Source organism: Streptomyces sp. IBSNAI002 (assembly GCF_052244475.1).
Taxonomy (GTDB): domain Bacteria; phylum Actinomycetota; class Actinomycetes; order Streptomycetales; family Streptomycetaceae; genus Streptomyces.
Genome location: NZ_JBQPXG010000002.1, coordinates 7,130,758 through 7,149,881 on the forward strand (window position 1 = coordinate 7,130,758; position 19,124 = coordinate 7,149,881).

Below are 19,124 nucleotides of genomic sequence, written 5' to 3' on the forward strand. Positions count from 1 at the left end.
CAGCCTCCGGACGGCCCGGCCCCGGGGCCCGGGAATTCCCGGGGCGGCCGGGCCCCACCCGGTTATGCACCTAGTTGCAAAACCGCCCTCCCCTCGCTACAACAGGGTCATCACCCCCGCGCGAGGAGGCGCCCCCATGTCCCAGAGCCGGTACCCGCACCTGCTGAGCCCGCTGGACCTCGGATTCACCACGCTGCCGAACCGCGTGATCATGGGATCGATGCACACCGGCCTCGAAGAGCACCAGGGCGGCTTCGAGCGCCTCGCCGCCTTCTACGCCGAGCGCGCCCGAGGCGGCGCCGGCCTGATCGTCACCGGCGGCATCGCCCCGAACGACGCCGGCCGCCCCTTCGAGGGCGGCTCCCGCCTCACCACCGAGGACGAGGCCGCCGAGCACCGGGTGATCACCGAGGCGGTGCACGCCGAGGGCGGGAAGATCGCCATGCAGATCCTCCACTTCGGCCGCTACGCCTACCACAAGGACCTGGTCGCCCCCAGCGCCCTCCAGGCCCCCATCAGCCCCTTCGCCCCCAACGAGCTCAGCGACATCGAGGTCGAGCGCACGGTCGAGGACTTCGTGCGCGCCGCCCGCCTCGCCAAGCTCGCCGGCTACGACGGCGTCGAGATCATGGGCTCCGAGGGCTACCTGATCAACGAGTTCATCGCCGCCGCGACGAACAGGCGCACCGACCGCTGGGGCGGCGCGTACGAGAACCGCGTCCGCTTCCCGCTGGAGATCGTCCGCCGCACCCGCGAGGCCGTCGGCGAGGACTTCATCGTCATCTACCGCCTCTCCATGCTCGACCTGATCCCCGGCGGCTCCACCCTCGACGAGGTCGTCCACCTCGCCAAGGAGATCGAGGCGGCCGGCGCCACCATCATCAACACCGGCATCGGCTGGCACGAGGCCCGCATCCCCACCATCGCCACCTCCGTCCCGCGCGGCGCCTACACCTGGGTCACGAAGCGGCTGATGGGCGCGGTGTCCGTCCCCCTCGTCACCAGCAACCGCATCAACACCCCCGAGATCGCCGAGGAACTGCTCGCCGACGGCCGCGCCGACCTGGTCTCCCTGGCCCGCCCCTTCCTCGCCGACGCCGACTTCGTCGCCAAGGCCGCGGCCGGCCGAGCCGAGACCATCAACACCTGCATCGGCTGCAACCAGGCCTGCCTCGACCACACCTTCAGCGGCAAGATCACCAGCTGCCTGGTCAACCCGCGCGCCTGCCACGAGACCGAGCTCGTGCTCTCGCCCACCAAGCTGAAGAAGCGCGTCGCGGTCGTCGGCGCCGGCCCCGCCGGACTGGCCTGCGCGGTCTCCGCCGCCGGCCGCGGCCACGCCGTCACCCTCTTCGAGGCCTCCGGCCACATCGGCGGCCAGCTCGACATCGCCCGCCGCATCCCCGGCAAGGAGGAGTTCGCGGAGACCATCCGCTACTACGGCACCCAGCTCGTCGACAGCGGAGTGGACGTACGCCTCGGCACCCGCGCCGACGTGGAGACGCTCCGCGACTACGACGAGGTCGTCGTCGCCACCGGAGTCACCCCCCGCACCCCCGCGATCGACGGCGTCGACCACGCCAACGTCGTCAGCTACCTCGACGTCCTGCGCGACGGCGCCCCCGTCGGCGAGCGCGTCGCCGTCGTCGGCGCCGGCGGCATCGGCTTCGACGTCGCCGAGTACCTCACCGACAGCGGCGAGGGCGCCGCCCAGGACCCGGCCGTCTACTTCCGCCACTGGGGCGTGGACACCGCGTACACCGGCCCCGGCGGACTCACCGCCGCCGAACGCCCCGCGCCGCCGCGCCAGGTCCACCTGCTCCAGCGCAAGACGACCAAGGTCGGCGCGGGCCTCGGCACCACCACCGGATGGATCCACCGGGCGGAGCTCAAGCACCGCGGGGTGGTCTCCGTCGCGGGGGCCGCGTACGACCTCATCGACGACGAGGGCCTGCACATCACCGTCGACGGCGAGCAGCGGCTCGTACCGGCCGACACCGTCGTCCTGTGCACCGGGCAGGAGCCGCGCCGCGACCTGTACGAGGCGCTGCGCGCCGCCGGGGTCGAGGCGCACCTGATCGGCGGAGCCGACGTGGCCGCCGAACTCGACGCCAAGCGGGCCATCCGCCAGGGCACGGAACTCGCCGCCGCCCTCTGACCGAAAACCGACGGGGGATTGTGGCGGCCGGGCCGGGCCGCCACAATCGCCCGGTGACGTTCTCCTCCGCAGCCGCAGACAAGATCCTCGCCGACAACTTCGCCCCCTGGGTGCTGGCCCTGGGCCTCAGCGTCCAGGAGACCGGGGAGCGGCACGCCGTCCTGCGGCTGCCCTGGTCCGACACCCTGGCCCGGGACGGCGGCGGGCTCTCGGGCCAGGCCCTGATGGCCGCCGCCGACACCGCCACCGTCATCGCGATCTCCAGCGCGCGCGGCGCGTACGGGCCGATGACCACCGTCCAGCAGTCGACGAGCTTCCAGCGCCCGGTGACCGGCGCCGACGTCCTGATCCACGTACGGGTCACCAAGCTCGGCAAGCGGATGGCCTTCGCCGACATCACCATGACCCCCGAGGGCGCCGACGAGCCGGCCGCCACCGCTTCCACGGTCTACGCCCTGCTGGGCTGAGTCCTCCCGCTGCCTCCCCGGCTACCGCGGCTCGGGGTCCCCGCCTCCGGCCACCGGCAGCCGCACCACCATCCGGGCTCCCCGCGGGGAGTCCTCGGCGGTGAGGGTGCCGCCGTGGTGGGCGGCCAGGTCCCGGGCTATGGCGAGGCCCAGGCCGGCCCCGCCGTGGTCGCGGCTGCGGGCGTCGTCGAGTCGGGTGAACCGCTCGAAGGCCCGTTCCCGGTCGCCCGGCGGGATGCCGGGGCCGTCGTCGGTCACCTCCAGTACGGCGGTCCGTCCGCCCGGACCGGCGGCGGTGTGCAGGACGAGGTCCACCCGCCGGTCCGCGAACCGCTGGGCGTTGTCGAGCAGGTTGGTGACGACCCGGGCCAGCCACAGCGCGCTGCCGTCCACCCGCACGCCGTCCGCCAGCTCCGTGCGCACCGGGATCCGGTCCCCGAGGCGCGCGTCCACGGCGCCCCGGACCACGGCGCCCAGGTCCAGCCGGGCCGGAGCCATCGGCTGGGCGGCGTCGATCCGGGCGAGCAGCAGCAGGTCGGAGGCGAGCTGCTGGAGCCGTTCGATGTCCTGGAGCGCGCCGCCGATCAGTTCCGGCCACAGTTCCGGATCCCGGACGGCCAGGGCCACCTCCAGCTGGGTGCGCAGCACCGTGATGGGGCTGCGCAGTTCGTGGGAGGCGTCGGCGATGAACCGGCGCTGGCGGATCCCGGCGGACTCCAGCCGGTCCAGGGTGGTGTTCATCGTCTGCGCCAGCCGGGCGACCTCGTCGTGGGTGGGCGGTACGGGGACCCGGCGGTGCAGGTCGCGGTCGCTGATCCCGGCGACCTCGGCGCGGATCGCCTCCACCGGCCCGAGGGCCCGGCCCGTCACCCGCCAGGTGACGAAGGCGACGGTGGCGAGGAGCAGCGGGCCGCCGACCGCGAGCGCGGCGGCGGTGGTGTCGTCGGCCGCGTCCACGTCGCGCAGCGAGGTCCCGACGAACACGGTGACCATGCCCTGCGGGGTCTCCGTGGTGACCTGGACGACCCGCTGGCGGTGTTCGCCGCCGAGCGGACCGGCGTTCAGGGTGTGGGACTCCTTGCCCGGCCGCAGGGGTTTGCCGGGGACGATCGGGAACTCTCCGGCCAGGTTCGGGTAGGCGCGCAGCACCCGGCCGCGGGCGTTCACCACCTGGACGAACTCGACACCGTGCAGCGTCGGCCGCATCTTCTCGAGGTCCCCGGAGGCCGCGAGCCGGGCGATTGTCTCGGCCTGCCGCGCGGCGTCTCGTTCGGCGTTGCGCAGCAGATTGGCCTCCAGCAGGCCCAGGAGGGCGAAGGAGGCCAGGGCCAGGGCCACCGCGACGACCAGGACGGCGCCGACGGTGGCGCGGGCCCGGACGGTGGTGGGCAGCAGGCGGCGCAGGGGTGACCGCCGGAGCAGGCGCGGCAGCGCTCCCGGCCCGTCCAGCGCGCGCAGCCCTTCCGGGCCCCTGAGCCCGCGCGCGAACCGGCCGCGGGGGAGTACGGGTTCAGCCACCGTCGACCGCCAGCCGGTAGCCCGCGCCGCGTACGGTCTCCAGCGCGGCGCGGCCGAACGGCGCGTCGATCTTGCGGCGCACGGCGCTGATGTGGACCTCGACCACGTTGGGGTCGCCGGCGAAGGCGATGTCCCACACCTGCTCCAGGATCTCCCGTTTCGGCACGACCTCGCCGGGGCGCCGCGCCAGGTACTCCAGGACCGCGAACTCCCTTGCCGTCAGCCGTATCTCGGTGTCGCCGCGGGAGCAGCTGTGCCGGGCCGGATCCAGTACCAGGTCGCCGAAGCGCATGGTCCGGGGGCCGCGGCGGCCCGTGCGCCGGGCCAGCGCGCGCAGCCGGGCGACCAGGACGAGGTAGGAGAAGGGCTTGGACAGGAAGTCGTCGGCGCCGGTGTCCAGCGCCTCCGCCTCGTCGTACTCGCCGTCCTTCGCCGTGAGCATCAGGATCCCGGACTCGTTCCCGGCGGCGCGCAGCCGTGCGCAGACCCGGTAGCCGTTGAGTCCGGGCAGCATGATGTCGAGCACGATCAGGTCGTAGCCGTGCTCGGTGGCCATCCACAGCCCTTGCAGCCCGTCGTGGGCCACGTCCACCGAGAACCCCTCCGACTGGAGTCCCCGTTGCAGGGCCACGGCCAGCCGGCGTTCGTCCTCCACCACCAGTACGCGCATACCGACCAGGGTCTCAGGCCGGGCCCGCGACAGGCTGAAGAGGTCTTCAGCTGACTTCAGGTGGGCTTCAGCATCCGCTCAGCATGCTCTGCAACGAGCCGGGCGCCGTGCCTGGTTGTGCCTGAGGAGTCCTGGTATGTCTGAATCCCTCCCTCCGTCCGAGCAGTCCGAGCAGCCCGCGAACGCCCCGCAATCCGGCGTGCGCAAGCGCGTGGACCTGGGGCGCCTGGTGCCCCGGCGCAAGGGCGCCCGGTGGGCGGCGCTGGGCGCGGCCGTGGTGATCGTCGGCGGTGCGGCGGTGGCGGTGGCGGTGGACGAGCACCACGACGAGCGGATGGCCGGGCCCCGCTTCGGCTGGGCCGAGGCGGACCACGAGGGCGGGAAGCGGCGCGGTCCCGGAGCCGGCGGCGAACACGGCGACCGGGTGTTCGGCGACGCCGAGAACCGCAAGCACCCCAAGGACCTCAAGGTGTTCAAGGAGCTGCGGGAAGCGGGCCCGAACCCGCGCGCCGCCGAAGGGGGTCCCGGGGGCTCCACGAAGACCGCGCCCGCGCCCCTTCCCTCGCTGGCCGTCGGACAGGCGGCCGACAAGGCGGCGGGCGCGGTGGACGGCGGCAAGGTGGAGAGCATCCGCGTGGTCGCCCAGGAGGGCGGCGGCAGCGCCTGGCTGGCCGTCGTCCTGGGACCGGACGGCGTCCGGCACGCGGTCACGGTCTCCGGCACGGACGGCTCCGTCACCAGCAACGTCCCCGTCACCCGGCCGTAGCGGGGCCGGGCTTCGGACGGGCGGACGGGCGGACGGGCGGGGGCCATCGGGCTGCGCGGCTCAGCCGCGTCCGGCCGCGACCGGGTACGGCACGAAGCTGCTGCTGTTCTCGTCGACGGCGAGGGCCCGGCCGAGGGGCGGTACGGCCCGCTGCGGGCAGTCGAGGCGTTCGCAGAGGCGGCAGCCCATGCCGATCGGGGTGTCGGCGGAGGTCTTGCCGAGGTCGAGTCCGTCGGAGTAGACGAGGCGGGAGGCGTGCCGGATCTCGCAGCCGAGGCCGATCGCGAAGGTCTTGCCGGGTTCCCCCCAGCTGCCGCGGTGGCGGGTGACGGCGCGGGCGGTCCACAGATGGCGCTGTCCGTCGGGCATGGCGGCGACCTGGACGTGGATGCGGCCGGGCGCGGCGAAGGCCTCGTACACGTTCCACAGCGGGCAGGTGCCGCCGGCGCGGGAGAAGTGGAATCCGGTCGCGGACTGCCGCTTGGACATGTTGCCCGCCCGGTCGACCCGTACGAAGGAGAAGGGCACCCCGCGCAGCCGGGGGCGCTGCAGGGTGCTCAGCCGGTGGCAGACGGTCTCGTAGCCGAGGCCGAAGCGGTCGGTGAGCCGCTCGATGTCGTAGCGGAACTCCTCGGCGGCCGTGTGGAAGGCGCCGTACGGAAGGATCAGCGCGGCGGCGAAGTAGTTGGCGATGCCGATCCGGGCCAGGGCGTGGGCGGGGGAGTCCGCCGGGAAGTCCTCCGCCGCCAGCCGGCCGAGCTCCTGCCCGTACTCCAGCAGCGCCAGCTGGGTGGCCATCCGGAAGGCCTGCTGGCCCGGCCGCAGCCGGCTCGACACGTGCAGGACCCCGCTCGCCGCGTCGTAGCGGTGCAGCCGGTCCGAATCGGCCGCGAGGCGCACCCCGTGCCGGTCCAGGAGCCGCGCCGACAGGGCGCGTACGACGTCCCCGGGGCGGATCCCGATCTCGCGGGCCAGCGACTCGGCGGCGAGATCGGTGTCGTGCAGGTAGTTCTGCCGCCGGTAGAAGAACTCGCGGATCTCCTCGTGCGGGGAGCGCGGACCCTCCGTCGTGCCGTCCCGGCCGTCCGCGTCCCCGGCGAGCCGCTCGGCGAGCAGCTGGGAACGCCGGCCGAGGTCCAGCAGCACCCCGGCGACGGCGGGCATCCGGGTGGCCAGCTCCGCCAGGTCCGACGGGGACACCCGGGACTCCGCGACCTCGGTGGCGAGCGCCTCGCGCAGGTCGGCCAGCAGCCGGCTGGTGTCCCGCTCCGAGAAGAAGCCGGGATCGACGCCGAAGGCCTCGGTCAGCCGCAGCAGCACGGGCACCGTGAGCGGCCGCGAGTCGTGTTCCATCTGGTTCAGGTAGCTCGGCGAGATGGCGAGGACGCGTGCCAGCTCCGCCTGGCTCATCCGGCGCTCCTCGCGCAGCCGCCGCAGCCTGGCCCCCGCGTACGTCTTGCCCACCGCGCTCCCCCTCCGTATGACCGGGACGCCGCAACCCTATGCGGGATCCGGGCGCCGCCGGCCTTCGCAATCGTGGCAAAAAAGCCCCCGAGGATTCGCGGAACTTGGCATCCCCCGCCCGTCATCGGCCTGCGCACGGCGATTCGCGCGGACGGTGACGGTCTTGGCACCGCGGCGCCGTGTCACATGTCGCCGTCCGGCATGTGAGCCGCTGTACTCGTCCTCCAGCACCTGCGCATACGCTGATCGACAGCAGCTGGTTCGCCCCGTCCGCCAGACGGGATGCGTCGTAAGAGGGAACCCGGTGGGAATCCGGGACTGCCCCGCAGCGGTGAGCGGGAACGACCGCCGTCATACGCACTGGACCCGGACGGGTCTGGGAAGCGACGGCCAGTAGGTGTCTGCCGAACGGCAGACGTGCCCGCAAGTCCGAAGACCTGCCCGTTGCCCGCGCACGCACAGCCGTGCGCGGACATCCCGGTGACCTCGTGGGCGGGTCGGCGAACAGATCTCGGACGGTCGCAGTGGCGCTTCGCGCCCCGGCGGGCCCGTCCGGTCCGTGACCCCTTCGCGCCCCACGTCCCGCCACCGGGACTCATGGAGACAAGCTCGCGAAGGAGAGTTCCGTGACAACCGAGTCCGCGACCGCGCCCGTAGAGGCCACCGTGTACGGCTACCCCCGCCAGGGGCAGAACCGTGAACTGAAGAAGGCCATCGAGGGCTACTGGAAGGGCCGCGTCAGCGCCGAAGCCCTCCACGAGACCGCCGCGCTCCTGCGCCGGACGAACTGGCGCCGGCTGGCCGACGCCGGCATCACCGAGGTCCCCACCGGCGACTTCTCGTACTACGACCACGTCCTCGACACCAGCGTCATGGTCGGCGCCGTACCCGCCCGCCACCGCACCGCCGTCGGCGCCGACGCCCTCGGCGGCTACTTCGCCATGGCCCGCGGCACCCAGGACGTGGCGCCGCTGGAGATGACCAAGTGGTTCGACACCAACTACCACTACCTGGTGCCGGAACTCGGGCCCGACACCCGCTTCACCGCCGACTCCACCCGGCAGGTCGCCGAACTGAAGGAAGCCCTGGCCCTCGGCCTGAAGGCCCGCCCGGTGCTCGTCGGACCGGTCACCTACCTCCTGCTCGCCAAGCCCGCCCCCGGGGTGGCCGAGGACTTCCAGCCGATCACCCTGCTCGACCGGCTGCTGCCCGTGTACGCCCGGGTCCTCGCCGATCTGCGCGCCGCCGGAGCCGAATGGGTCCAGCTGGACGAGCCCGCCCTCGTGGCGGACCGCTCCCCGGCCGAACTGGGCGTCGCCGCCCGGGCCTACCGCGAGCTCGGCGGAATCGGCCGGGCCGAGCGGCCCAGGCTGCTGGTCGCCTCGTACTTCGACCGGCTCGGCGAGGCCCTGCCGGTGCTGGCCAAGGCCCCCGTCGAAGGGCTCGCGCTCGACTTCACCGAGCGGGCGGCCGCCAACCTCGACGACCTCGCGGCGGCGGGCGGACTCCCCGGCAAGCGCCTGGTCGCGGGCGTGGTCAACGGCCGCAACATCTGGATCAACGACTACGAGAAGTCCCTCGCCACCCTCGGCACCCTGCTCGGCCTCGCCGACCGCGTCGACGTCGCCGCGTCCTGCTCCCTCCTCCACGTACCGCTGGACGCGGGCGCCGAACGGGACATCGACCCGCAGATCCGCCGCTGGCTGGCCTTCGCCCGCCAGAAGACCGCCGAGATCACCACCCTCGCCCGCGGCCTCGCCCGGGGCACCGGCGCCATCGCGGCCGAACTCGCCGCCAACCGAGCCGACCTGGCCTCCCGCGCGAACTCCGCGATCACCCGTGACCCGGCCGTACGGGCCCGCACCGCGGCCGTCACCGCCGCCGACGGCCGCCGCTCCCAGCCGTACGAGCAGCGCGCGGCGGCCCAGCGGACACACCTGGGGCTGCCGCTGCTGCCCACGACGACCATCGGCTCCTTCCCGCAGACCGCCGAACTGCGCACCGCCCGCGCCGACCTGCGCGCCGGGCGGCTCGACGCGGACGGCTACGAGCGCCGCATCGAGGCCGAGATCCGCGAGGTGCTCTCCTTCCAGGAGAAGACCGGCGTCGACGTCCTCGTGCACGGCGAGCCCGAACGCAACGACATGGTCCAGTACTTCGCGGAGCAGCTCACCGGATACCTGGCCACCCAGCACGGCTGGGTCCAGTCCTACGGCACCCGCTACGTGCGGCCGCCGGTCCTGGCCGGGGACATCTCCCGTCCGGAGCCGATGACCGTGCGCTGGACGACGTACGCGCAGTCGCAGACGGCCAAGCCGGTCAAGGGCATGCTGACCGGCCCGGTCACCATGCTCGCCTGGTCCTTCGTACGCGACGACCAGCCGCTCGGCGACACCGCCCGGCAGGTCGCGCTCGCCCTGCGCGACGAGGTGAACGACCTGGAGGCGGCCGGTACTTCGGTGATCCAGGTCGACGAGCCCGCCCTGCGCGAGACACTGCCCCTGCGGGCTGCCGACCACGCCGCGTACCTGGCCTGGGCGACGGAGTCCTTCCGTCTCAGCACCAGCGGCGTCCGGCCGGACACCCAGATCCACACCCACATGTGCTACGCGGAGTTCGGCGACATCGTCGAGGCCATCGAGGCCCTCGACGCTGATGTCATCAGCCTGGAGGCCGCCCGCTCGCACATGCAGGTGGCCGACGAGCTGGCGGGCGCCGGATACCCGCGCGAGGTCGGCCCGGGCGTCTGGGACATCCACTCCCCGCGCATCCCCTCCGCCGAGGAGGCGGCTGCCCTGCTGCGCAAGGGACTTGAGGCCATCCCGGCCGGGCGGCTGTGGGTCAACCCGGACTGCGGGCTGAAGACCCGCGGCTGGCCCGAGACGAAGGCCTCGCTGGAGCACCTCGTCGAGGCCGCGCGGCAGGTCCGTACGGAGATCGAAGCGAACTGAGGCCGACCGGGGCCCGGGGGTCCGTCGCCCCGGGCCCCGGGCCCCGGGCTCCCGGGCCTCCGGGCCGTGCGGTTCACCGCCCGCGCTAGTGTGCGCGGGTGAACTCTCAAGTCGTCCATGTCGTCGCAGGGTTTGGACCCGCGGGCGCCGCCACCGCGCGGCTGCTGGCCCGGCAGGGCCATGCGGTCCGGGTCGTCACCCGGTCCGGCCGGAGCCCGGAGCCCGGGATCGAGCACATCGCGCTGGACGCGAAGGACCCCGGACGGCTGACCGAGGCCGTGAAGGGCGCGGTCGCGCTCTACGGCTGCGCCGCGCCGCCCTACCACCGCTGGGCGAGCGAGTGGCCGCCGCTGGCCGCCTCGCTCTGCGCCGCGGCCGAGGCCACCGGGGCCGTCCTGGTCATGCTGGGAAACCTGTACGGGTACGGCCCGGTGGACGGCCCCATGACCGAGGAACTGCCGCTCGCGGCGACCGGCCCCAAGGGGCGGGTGCGCGCCGCCGCCTGGGAGCGGGTGCGGCAGCTGCACGAGCAGGGCCGCATCAGGGCGGTCGAGGTGCGGGCCTCGGACTTCTTCGGGCCCGGAGTCACCGACGGCGGCCACCTGGCCGCACGGGTCCTGCCCCCGCTGCTGCGCGGCAAGCCGGTCTCGGTGCTCGGGGATCCGGACGCCCCGCACAGCTGGACCTACCTGCCCGACGTGGCGGCGGCGCTGGCCGGGGTCGCGGGCGAGGAACGGGCCTGGGGACGGCCCTGGCACGTCCCGACGGAGCCCGCGCTCCCGGTCCGGGAGATGGTCGGACGGCTGGCCGCCCGGGCGGGAACGGCGCCGGTCGCGGTGCGCGGGCTGCCGCCGGCCGTGCTGGCCGTGGGCGGGCTCTTCTCGCCGCTGCTCCGCGAACTGAAGGAGGTCCGCTACCAGTTCGACCGTCCGTTCGTGGTCGATTCGAGCGCCTACGAGGCCGCGTTCGAGGTCCGGGCCACTCCCGTCGCGGAGCAGGTCGGGGCGACCGTGGACTGGTGGCGCGAGCGGGTGGCGGCCACCGGGTGACGAGACGGGCCGGCAGGATCCGGTCCAGCCACCGGTCCAGCCACCGGTCCAGCCACCAGGCCGACGCGCCGAGCAGGGCGGACTGCGGATCGAGGTGGTCCTCGAAGAGCTGCTGCTGCGGCGCGACGGCCTCGCCCTCGCCCTCGCCGTGGGGCGGGCCGCGGTCGAACGGGTCGGATTCGCGGGCGAGGGCACCTACCCGGTCGGCCTGCCCGTCCGGTTCTGAGCCGGCACGCCCACGCCGTCCGCGGACGCCGGGAGCTCCGGTGGGACCGCGGGGCCGTCCCCCGCCATGGGGAGCGTGATGACCATGGTCAGGCCGCCGCCCGGGGTGTCCTCCGCCGTGAGGGTGCCCCCGATGGCCTCGGTGAAGCCACGGGCGACGGCGAGGCCGAGGCCGACCCCCGCTCCGCGCGGTGCGTCGCCGTGGCGCTGGAAGGGCTCGAAGATCCGGTCCTTCGCCTCGTCCGGCACCCCGGGCCCCCGGTCGACGACCCGCAGCTCGACCCGGCTGGCCAGGGCGCTGGCGGAGACGTGCACGGCCCGGCCGCCGGGGCTGTACTTGACGGCGTTCTCCACGATGTTGGCGACGGCCCGCTCCAGCAGACCGCGGTCCACGGCGACCATCGGCAGGGTCTCGGGGATGTCGAGGTCGACGCTGTCCTCCGGTACGCCTCCCAGCGCCATCGGGACGACCTCGTCGAGGTCGGTCCTGCGGATCAGGGGGACGACCGTGCCGGTGTTGAGGCGGGACATGTCGAGCAGGTTGCCGATCAGCGCGGCGAGGCGGTCGGCGCCGTCCTCGATGCCCTCGAGCAGCTCGGCCCGGTCCTCCTGCGACCAGTCCACGTCGTCGGAGCGCAGGGAGGTGACGGAGGCCTTGATGCCGGCGAGCGGGGTGCGCAGGTCGTGGCTGACGGCGGCGAGCAGCGCCGTGCGGATCCGGTTGCCCTCGGCGAGCTCGCGGGCCTTGCCGGCCTCGTCGACCAGGCGCTGGCGGTCGAGCACGACGGCCGCCTGGGCGGCGAAGGCGCCCAGGACGCGCCGGTCCTCGGCGGGCAGCACCCGGCCGGTCAGGGCCAGCGCCATGTTCTCGCCTATGGGCAGGTCGACGTCGGCGTCCTCGGGACGGGCCGCCGGGTGCGGGCCGACGGAGGCCGCCGTGGACCAGGAGTCGACCTCGCTCTGCCGCTCCAGCAGCACCACGGAGTCCATGGAGAACGTCTCGCGGAGCCGCTCCAGGAGGGCGTCGAGCGAGTTCTCGCCGCGCAGGACGCTGCCCGCGAGGAAGGAGAGGATCTCGGACTCGGCGCGCAGCCGGGCCGCCTGGTGCGTGCGCCGGGCGGCCAGGTCCACCACCGAGGCCACCGAGACCGCGACGCCGACGAAGATCGCGATGGCGACGATGTTCTTCGGGTCGGAGATCGTCAACTGGTGCAGCGGCGGGGTGAAGTAGTAGTTCAGCAGCAGGGAGCCGAACGCCGCCGAGGCCAGCGCGGGCAGCAGCCCGCCGAGCAGCGCCGCCGCCACCGTGAAGGTGAGGAAGAGCAGCATGTCGTTGGCCAGGCCCAGATCGGGGACGACCCGGCTCAGCAGCAGGGCGAGCAGGACGGGGCCGGCGACGCCGGTGAGCCAGCCCCAGATGAGGCGCGAGCGCCCCAGCCGGGCCCCGCGGGCGACGGGCAGACCGCGGGTGCGGCCCTTGGCGGCCTCGTCGTGGGTGACGATGTGCACGTCGAGGTCGGGCCCCGACTCGCGGGCCACGGTGGCGCTCACGCCCGGCCCGAACACGTACTGCCAGGACCGCCGGCGGCTCACGCCCAGCACGATCTGGGTGGCGTTGACCCCGCGGGCGAACTCCAGCAGGGCGCTGGGCACGTGGTCGCCTATGACGTGGTGGAAGGTGCCCCCGAGGTCCTCGGCCAGGGTGCGCTGCACCGCGAGTTCCTTCGGCGAGGCCGAGCCGAGCCCGTCGCTGGCCGCGATGTAGACGGCGAGGACCTCCCCGCCGGCGCCCTTCTCGGCGAGGCGGGCGGCTCGGCGGATCAGCTGGCGCCCCTCCGGGCCGCCCGTGAGTCCGACGACGATGCGCTCGCGGGCCTGCCAGGTGGAGCGGATGTCGTGCTCGCCGCGGTACTCCCGGAGGTATTCGTCGACGCGGTCGGCGACCCAGAGCAGGGCGAGTTCGCGCAGTGCGGTGAGGTTGCCGGGACGGAAGTAGTTGGAGAGGGCGGCGTCGACCTTGTCGGGTTTGTAGATGTTGCCGTGGGCCATGCGGCGGCGCAGGGCCTGCGGGGACATGTCGACGAGCTCGATCTGGTCGGCGCGGCGCACGACCTCGTCGGGTACGGTCTCCCGCTGCCGCACGCCGGTGATCGTCTCGACGACGTCGCCCAGCGATTCGAGGTGCTGGATGTTGACGGTGGAGACGACGTCGACGCCGGCCTGGAGGAGTTCCTCGACGTCCTGCCAGCGCTTGGCGTTGCGCGACCCCGGCACGTTGGTGTGGGCCAGCTCGTCCACGAGCGCCACGGCGGGGCGGCGCGCGAGCACGGCGTCGACGTCCATCTCGGTGAACGCGGAGTCCCGGTAGCCCAGTTCGCGCCGCTCGACGAGCTCGAGCCCGTGCAGCATGACCTCGGTGCGCGGGCGGTCGTGGTGCTCGACGAAGGCGACGACGCAGTCGGTGCCCCGCTCGACCCTGCGGTGCGCCTCGGACAGCATCGCGTACGTCTTGCCGACGCCCGGTGCGGCGCCGAGGTAGATCCGGAGCTTTCCGCGTCCCATGTGGCGAACTCGTTCTTCCGTCGTGTGCGTTGTCAGGGTTCGAAGCGGTAGCCCATGCCCGGTTCCGTGATCAGGTACCGGGGGTGGGAGGGGTCGGCTTCGAGTTTGCGCCGGAGCTGCGCCATGTACACGCGCAGGTAGTTGGTGTTCTCGCCGTAGGCCGGGCCCCACACTTCCAGGAGCAGCCGGCTCTGCGTGATCAGGCGTCCGGGGTGGGTGATGAGGATTTCCAGCAGGTGCCACTCGGTCGGGGTCAGCCGCACCGCGCGCTCCCCGCGGCGCACCTTCTTCGCCACCAGGTCGACGGTGAACTCCTCGGTCGTGATCACGGCGGCCTGGTCGGTCCGGGCGGCCGGGGAGGCTTCCTGGCGGCGGGTGGCCGCGCGGAGCCGGGCGAGCAGCTCGTCCATGCTGAACGGTTTCGTCACGTAGTCGTCGGCGCCCGCGTCCAGCGCGCGGATCTTGTCCTCGGAGGTGTGGCGGGCGGAGAGGACCAGGATCGGCACCCGGCTCCAGCCGCGGACGCCCTTGATGACGTCGATGCCGTCCATGTCGGGCAGCCCGAGGTCCAGCACGATGACGTCGGGCTTGCGCGTGGCGGCGAGCCGCAGGGCCGAGCTGCCGTCGGAGGCTTCCTCGACGTCGAACTTGCGCGCCTGGAGGTTGATCTTGAGCGCGCGGACGAGTTGAGGGTCGTCCTCCACCACCAGCACCCGGGTCATGGGTGTGCAGCCCTTCCTTCGTTTGCGGGCACGGCAAGGGGCCGGGGGCCCCTTGCCGTGCGTCGTGGAACGTCAGCGTCAGCGTCAGCTCTTGGCCAGGGCCTTGAGCGCGGTGTTGAGTTCGAGGACGTTGACGCGGGGTTCGCCCATGAAGCCGAGGGTGCGGCCGGTGGTGTGGTCCGCGACGAGCTTCTCGACCCGCTCGACGTCCAGGCCGTTGCGTTCGGCGACGCGGCGGACCTGGAGCCCGGCGTACGCGGGGGAGATGTCGGGGTCGAGGCCGGAGCCGGAAGAGGTGACGGCGTCGGCCGGGACGTCCTGCGGCCTGATCCGGTGGCCGGCCGTGGAGTTGTCGGCGATGACGGCGTCCTTGGCGGCGATGACCTGGGCGCAGAGGGTGCCCTCCTCGGCCTGGCCGGTGCACGTGCCGTTGACCGCGCCGTTGTCGGCCGAGCGGTTGGTGGCGCCGGAGAGGACGAGGGAGTACCGGGTGTTGACGCTGTTGGATCCGAGGCCGTTGGAGGGGCGCGGCTGGAACCACTTCAGGTCCGGCCTGGCGGCCTCTTCGGGGTCGTCGGGGTTCTGCTTGGGGAGGTGGTAGCTCTGGCCGATGAGGGAGGAGCCGACGACCTGCCCGGTGTGGTCCTTGATCTCGGAGCCGTTGGCCTTGTCGGTGAACAGGGCCTGGGCGATCCCGGTGACGGCCAGCGGGTAGACGACCCCGCAGACGATCGTCAGGACCAGCAGGGCGCGGAGGCCCGCTCCGAGCAGCCGTACCGAGTTGCCTACAGAGTTGTTCATGACGTCAGCCGATTCCGGGGATGAGGGAGATGAGCATGTCGATGAGCTTGATGCCGATGAACGGGGCGACGAGGCCGCCGAGTCCGTAGATCCCGAGGTTGCGGCGGAGCATCTTGTCGGCGCTGGTGGGCCGGTACTGGACGCCCTTGAGGGCGAGCGGCACCAGCGCGATGATGACGAGCGCGTTGAAGACGACCGCGGAGAGGATCGCCGAGTTCGGGGAGGACAGGCCCATGACGTTGAGCTTGTCCAGACCGGGGTAGACCACCGCGAACATGGCGGGGATGATCGCGAAGTACTTCGCGACGTCGTTGGCGATGGAGAAGGTGGTCAGGGCGCCCCGGGTGATGAGGAGCTGCTTGCCGATCTCGACGATCTCGATGAGCTTGGTCGGGTTGGAGTCGAGGTCCACCATGTTCCCGGCCTCCTTGGCGGCCGAGGTGCCGGTGTTCATCGCGACCCCGACGTCCGCCTGGGCCAGCGCGGGCGCGTCGTTCGTACCGTCGCCCGTCATCGCCACCAGCTTGCCGCCGGCCTGCTCGCGCTTGATGAGGGCCATCTTGTCCTCGGGGGTGGCTTCCGCGAGGAAGTCGTCCACGCCCGCCTCTTCGGCGATGGCCTTGGCGGTGAGCGGATTGTCACCGGTGATCATGACGGTCTTGATGCCCATGCGGCGCAGTTCGTCGAACCGCTCGCGCATGCCCTCCTTCACCACGTCCTTGAGGTGGATGACGCCCAGGACCCGGGCGCCCTGCTCGTCGTGGACGGCCACCAGCAGCGGGGTGCCGCCGGCCTCGGAGATCCTGTTGGCGAGGGTGTCCGCGTCGTCGGAGACCCGGCCGCCCTGCTCGGTGACCCAGGCGATGACCGAACCGGCCGCGCCCTTGCGGGTCTTCCTGCCGTCCACGTCCACACCCGACATACGGGTCTGGGCGGTGAAGGCGATCCACTCGGCCTGGGCGAGTTCGCCCTGGTGGCGTTCGCGCAGGCCGTACTTCTCCTTGGCCAGGACGACGATGGAGCGGCCCTCGGGGGTCTCGTCGGCGAGCGAGGACAGCTGGGCGGCGTCGGCGAGCTCGGCTTCGGTGGTGCCCTTGACGGGGACGAACTCGGATGCCTGGCGGTTGCCCAGGGTGATGGTGCCGGTCTTGTCCAGGAGCAGCGTGGACACGTCGCCGGCGGCCTCGACGGCGCGGCCGGACATGGCCAGCACGTTGCGCTGCACCAGGCGGTCCATGCCCGCGATGCCGATCGCGGACAGGAGCGCGCCGATGGTGGTCGGGATCAGGCAGACCAGGAGTGCGGTCAGCACGATCATGGACTGCCTGGCGCCCGCGTAGATCGCGAAGGGCTGGAGGGTGACGACCGCGAGCAGGAAGACGATGGTGAGGGACGCCAGGAGGATGTTGAGGGCGATCTCGTTGGGGGTCTTCTGCCGGGCGGCGCCCTCGACGAGGGCGATCATGCGGTCGATGAAGGTCTCTCCCGGCTTCGTCGTGATCTTGACGACGATGCGGTCGGAGAGGACCTTGGTGCCGCCGGTGACGGCGGAGCGGTCGCCGCCGGACTCGCGGATGACGGGTGCGGACTCGCCGGTGATCGCGGATTCGTCGACCGAGGCGACGCCTTCGACGACGTCACCGTCGCCGGGGATGATGTCGCCGGCCTCGCAGACGACGAGGTCGCCGATCCTCAGCTCGGTGCCGGGGACCTGCTCCTCGCTCGCGCCGTCCTTGGTGAGGCGGCGGGCGACGGAGTCGGTCTTGGCCTTGCGCAGCGTGTCGGCCTGGGCCTTGCCGCGGCCCTCGGCGACGGCTTCGGCCAGGTTGGCGAAGATGGTGGTCAGCCACAGCCAGGCGGTGATGGCCCAGCCGAACCAGTCGGTGGGGTCCTTGACCGCCAGGACGGTGGTGACGACCGAGCCGATCAGGACGACGAACATGACCGGCGACTTGACCATGACGCGCGGGTCGAGCTTGCGGACCGCGTCCGGGAACGACTTCACCAGCTGCTTCGGGTCGAAGAGACCGCCGCCGACCCGCCCGGCCGGCTTGTGGCCCGTGGGGATGTCCTCGTGTGGTGCGCGGGTGGGGGTGATGGTGCTCATGACGCGAGCCCTTCGGCGAGCGGACCCAGCGCCAGGGCCGGGAAGTAGGTCAGACCGGTGATGATCAGGATGGTTCCGACGAGCAGACCGGTGTAGAGCGGCTTGTCCGTGCGCAGCGTTCCCGTCGTGGCGGGGACGGGCTTCTGCTCGGCGAGCGAGCCGGCCAGCGCGAGGACGAACACCATGGGCAGGAAGCGGCCCAGCAGCATGGCGATGCCGATGGTGCTGTTGAACCACTGCGTGTCGGCGTTCAGCCCGGCGAAGGCGGAGCCGTTGTTGTTCGCGCCCGAGGTGTAGGCGTAGAGGATCTCGGAGAAGCCGTGCGCGCCGGTGTTCGTCATCGAGTTGCCGGGGGTGGGCAGGGCCATCGCCACGGCGGTGAAGCCCAGGACCAGAGCCGGCGTGATGAGGATGTAGCAGGCCGCGAACTTGATCTCGCGGGTGCCGATCTTCTTGCCGAGGTACTCGGGGGTGCGGCCGACCATGAGGCCCGCGATGAACACCGCGATGATCGCCATGATCAGCATGCCGTAGAGGCCGGAGCCGACACCACCCGGAGCGATCTCGCCGAGCTGCATGCCCAGCAGCTGGATCCCGCCGCCCAGTCCCGTGTACGAAGAGTGGAAGGAGTTGACCGCACCGGTCGAGGTGAGCGTGGTGGCGACCGAGAAGATCGCCGAGGCGCCGATCCCGAAGCGGGTCTCCTTGCCCTCCATCGCGCCGCCCGAGACGTCGAAGACCGGGCCGTGGTGGGCGAACTCGGTCCACATCATCAGCGCGGTGAAGCCGAGCCAGATGATGGCCATGGTCGCGAGGATCGCGTAGCCCTGCTTGACGGAGCCGACCATCTTGCCGAAGGTGCGGGTCATCGCGAAGGGGATCACGAGGATCAGGAAGATCTCGAAGAGGTTCGAGAGCGGGTTGGGGTTCTCGAACGGGTGCGCGGAGTTGGCGTTGAAGTAGCCGCCGCCGTTGGTGCCGAGCTCCTTGATGACCTCCTGGGAGGCCACCGCGCCGCCGTTCCACTGCTGGGATCCGCCCATGAACTGGCCGACCTCGTGGATGCCGGAGAAGTTCTGGATCGCTCCGCACGCGACGAGGACGACCGCGCCGATCACGGAGACCGGGATCAGGATCCGGACGGTGCCGCGGACCAGATCGGCCCAGAAGTTGCCCAGCTCACCGGTGCGCGAGCGGGCGAAGCCCCGGACCAGGGCGACGGCGACGGCCATGCCGACGGCGGCGGAGACGAAGTTCTGCACGGCCAGGCCGCCGGTCTGCACGACGTGGCCCATGGCCTGCTCGCCGTAGTACGACTGCCAGTTGGTGTTCGCGACGAAGGATGCGGCCGTGTTGAAGGCCTGGTCCGGGTCGATCGCGGAGAAGCCGAGCGAGCCGGGCAGGATCCCCTGGGCCCGCTGGAGAGCGTAGAGGAAGAGGACGCCCACGGCGGAGAAGGCCAGGACGGCGCGCAGGTAGGCGGGCCAGCGCATCTCGGCGGCGGGGTTGGCGCCGATGGCCTTGTAGATCCACTTCTCCGGCTTGTAGTGCTTCTCGGAGGAGTAGACGCGGGCCATGTAGTCGCCCAGCGGGCGGTAGGCCAGCGCGAGCGCGGCGATCAGCGCGAGGAGCTGGAGCACGCCAGCGGTTACGGAGCTCATGTC

Annotated in this window: 14 protein-coding genes and 1 riboswitch; of the genes, 6 read left to right on the forward strand and 8 right to left on the reverse strand. The window is 72.5% G+C overall.

Annotated features, from left to right (window positions below; all coding sequences use genetic code 11):
* Positions 1 to 136: 136 nt before the first annotated feature.
* On the forward strand, positions 137 to 2,158 hold the full coding sequence (locus ACTVZO_RS33430) for an oxidoreductase (protein WP_443301879.1): 2,022 nt from the start codon (positions 137 to 139) through the stop codon (positions 2,156 to 2,158).
* Positions 2,159 to 2,211: 53 nt separating this feature from the next.
* Positions 2,212 to 2,625: a PaaI family thioesterase gene (locus tag ACTVZO_RS33435; RefSeq protein WP_443301880.1), complete on the forward strand. Its 414-nt coding sequence runs from the start codon at positions 2,212 to 2,214 to the stop codon at positions 2,623 to 2,625.
* 21 nt (positions 2,626 to 2,646) lie between these two features.
* Here the strand turns inward: ACTVZO_RS33435 and ACTVZO_RS33440 are convergent, their stop codons facing one another.
* Complete coding sequence (locus tag ACTVZO_RS33440) at positions 2,647 to 4,143, reverse strand: ATP-binding protein (RefSeq protein WP_443301881.1); 1,497 nt, start codon at positions 4,141 to 4,143, stop codon at positions 2,647 to 2,649.
* A complete protein-coding gene (locus ACTVZO_RS33445; RefSeq protein WP_443301882.1) occupies positions 4,136 to 4,813 on the reverse strand; it encodes a response regulator transcription factor in 678 nt (225 codons plus the stop codon). The genes ACTVZO_RS33440 and ACTVZO_RS33445 overlap by 8 nt, the downstream gene beginning before the upstream one ends.
* A 136-nt stretch (positions 4,814 to 4,949) precedes the next feature.
* Here ACTVZO_RS33445 and ACTVZO_RS33450 point away from each other — a divergent pair, with 136 nt between their 5' ends.
* Complete coding sequence (locus ACTVZO_RS33450) at positions 4,950 to 5,579, forward strand: hypothetical protein (RefSeq protein WP_443301883.1); 630 nt, start codon at positions 4,950 to 4,952, stop codon at positions 5,577 to 5,579.
* A gap of 60 nt (positions 5,580 to 5,639) precedes the next feature.
* Here the strand turns inward: ACTVZO_RS33450 and ACTVZO_RS33455 are convergent, their stop codons facing one another.
* Entirely contained in the window at positions 5,640 to 7,043 is a 1,404-nt protein-coding gene (locus ACTVZO_RS33455) for a short-chain fatty acyl-CoA regulator family protein (RefSeq protein WP_443301884.1), read from the reverse strand.
* Positions 7,044 to 7,283: 240 nt separating this feature from the next.
* A riboswitch (cobalamin riboswitch) is annotated at positions 7,284 to 7,502 on the forward strand.
* Between the two features lie 167 nt (positions 7,503 to 7,669).
* Between ACTVZO_RS33455 and metE the strand changes: the two genes are divergently transcribed.
* From metE to ACTVZO_RS33470, 3 genes are all read left to right on the forward strand, one after another.
* On the forward strand, positions 7,670 to 9,994 hold the full coding sequence (metE, locus tag ACTVZO_RS33460; protein WP_443301885.1) for a 5-methyltetrahydropteroyltriglutamate--homocysteine S-methyltransferase: 2,325 nt from the start codon (positions 7,670 to 7,672) through the stop codon (positions 9,992 to 9,994).
* Positions 9,995 to 10,092: 98 nt separating this feature from the next.
* On the forward strand, positions 10,093 to 11,043 hold the full coding sequence (locus tag ACTVZO_RS33465; RefSeq protein WP_443301886.1) for an NAD-dependent epimerase/dehydratase family protein: 951 nt from the start codon (positions 10,093 to 10,095) through the stop codon (positions 11,041 to 11,043).
* A gap of 94 nt (positions 11,044 to 11,137) precedes the next feature.
* Positions 11,138 to 11,269 (forward strand): hypothetical protein, encoded by a 132-nt coding sequence (locus ACTVZO_RS33470; protein WP_443301887.1) that lies wholly within the window; start codon positions 11,138 to 11,140, stop codon positions 11,267 to 11,269.
* Here the strand turns inward: ACTVZO_RS33470 and ACTVZO_RS33475 are convergent.
* The 5 genes from ACTVZO_RS33475 to kdpA form a co-directional block, all read right to left on the reverse strand.
* A complete protein-coding gene (locus ACTVZO_RS33475; protein ID WP_443301888.1) occupies positions 11,239 to 13,830 on the reverse strand; it encodes an ATP-binding protein in 2,592 nt (863 codons plus the stop codon). The two genes, ACTVZO_RS33470 and ACTVZO_RS33475, sit on opposite strands and share 31 nt — an antisense overlap.
* Before the next feature lie 32 nt (positions 13,831 to 13,862).
* Positions 13,863 to 14,552: a response regulator gene (locus ACTVZO_RS33480; RefSeq protein ID WP_443301889.1), complete on the reverse strand. Its 690-nt coding sequence runs from the start codon at positions 14,550 to 14,552 to the stop codon at positions 13,863 to 13,865.
* Positions 14,553 to 14,636: 84 nt separating this feature from the next.
* A complete protein-coding gene (locus ACTVZO_RS33485; RefSeq protein WP_443301890.1) occupies positions 14,637 to 15,353 on the reverse strand; it encodes a potassium-transporting ATPase subunit C in 717 nt (238 codons plus the stop codon).
* A 4-nt stretch (positions 15,354 to 15,357) separates the two neighbouring features.
* Entirely contained in the window at positions 15,358 to 17,460 is a 2,103-nt protein-coding gene (gene kdpB, locus ACTVZO_RS33490) for a potassium-transporting ATPase subunit KdpB (RefSeq protein ID WP_443301891.1), read from the reverse strand.
* A complete protein-coding gene (gene kdpA / locus ACTVZO_RS33495) occupies positions 17,457 to 19,121 on the reverse strand; it encodes a potassium-transporting ATPase subunit KdpA (RefSeq protein WP_443301892.1) in 1,665 nt (554 codons plus the stop codon). The genes kdpB and kdpA overlap by 4 nt, the downstream gene beginning before the upstream one ends.
* Positions 19,122 to 19,124: the final 3 nt, after the last annotated feature.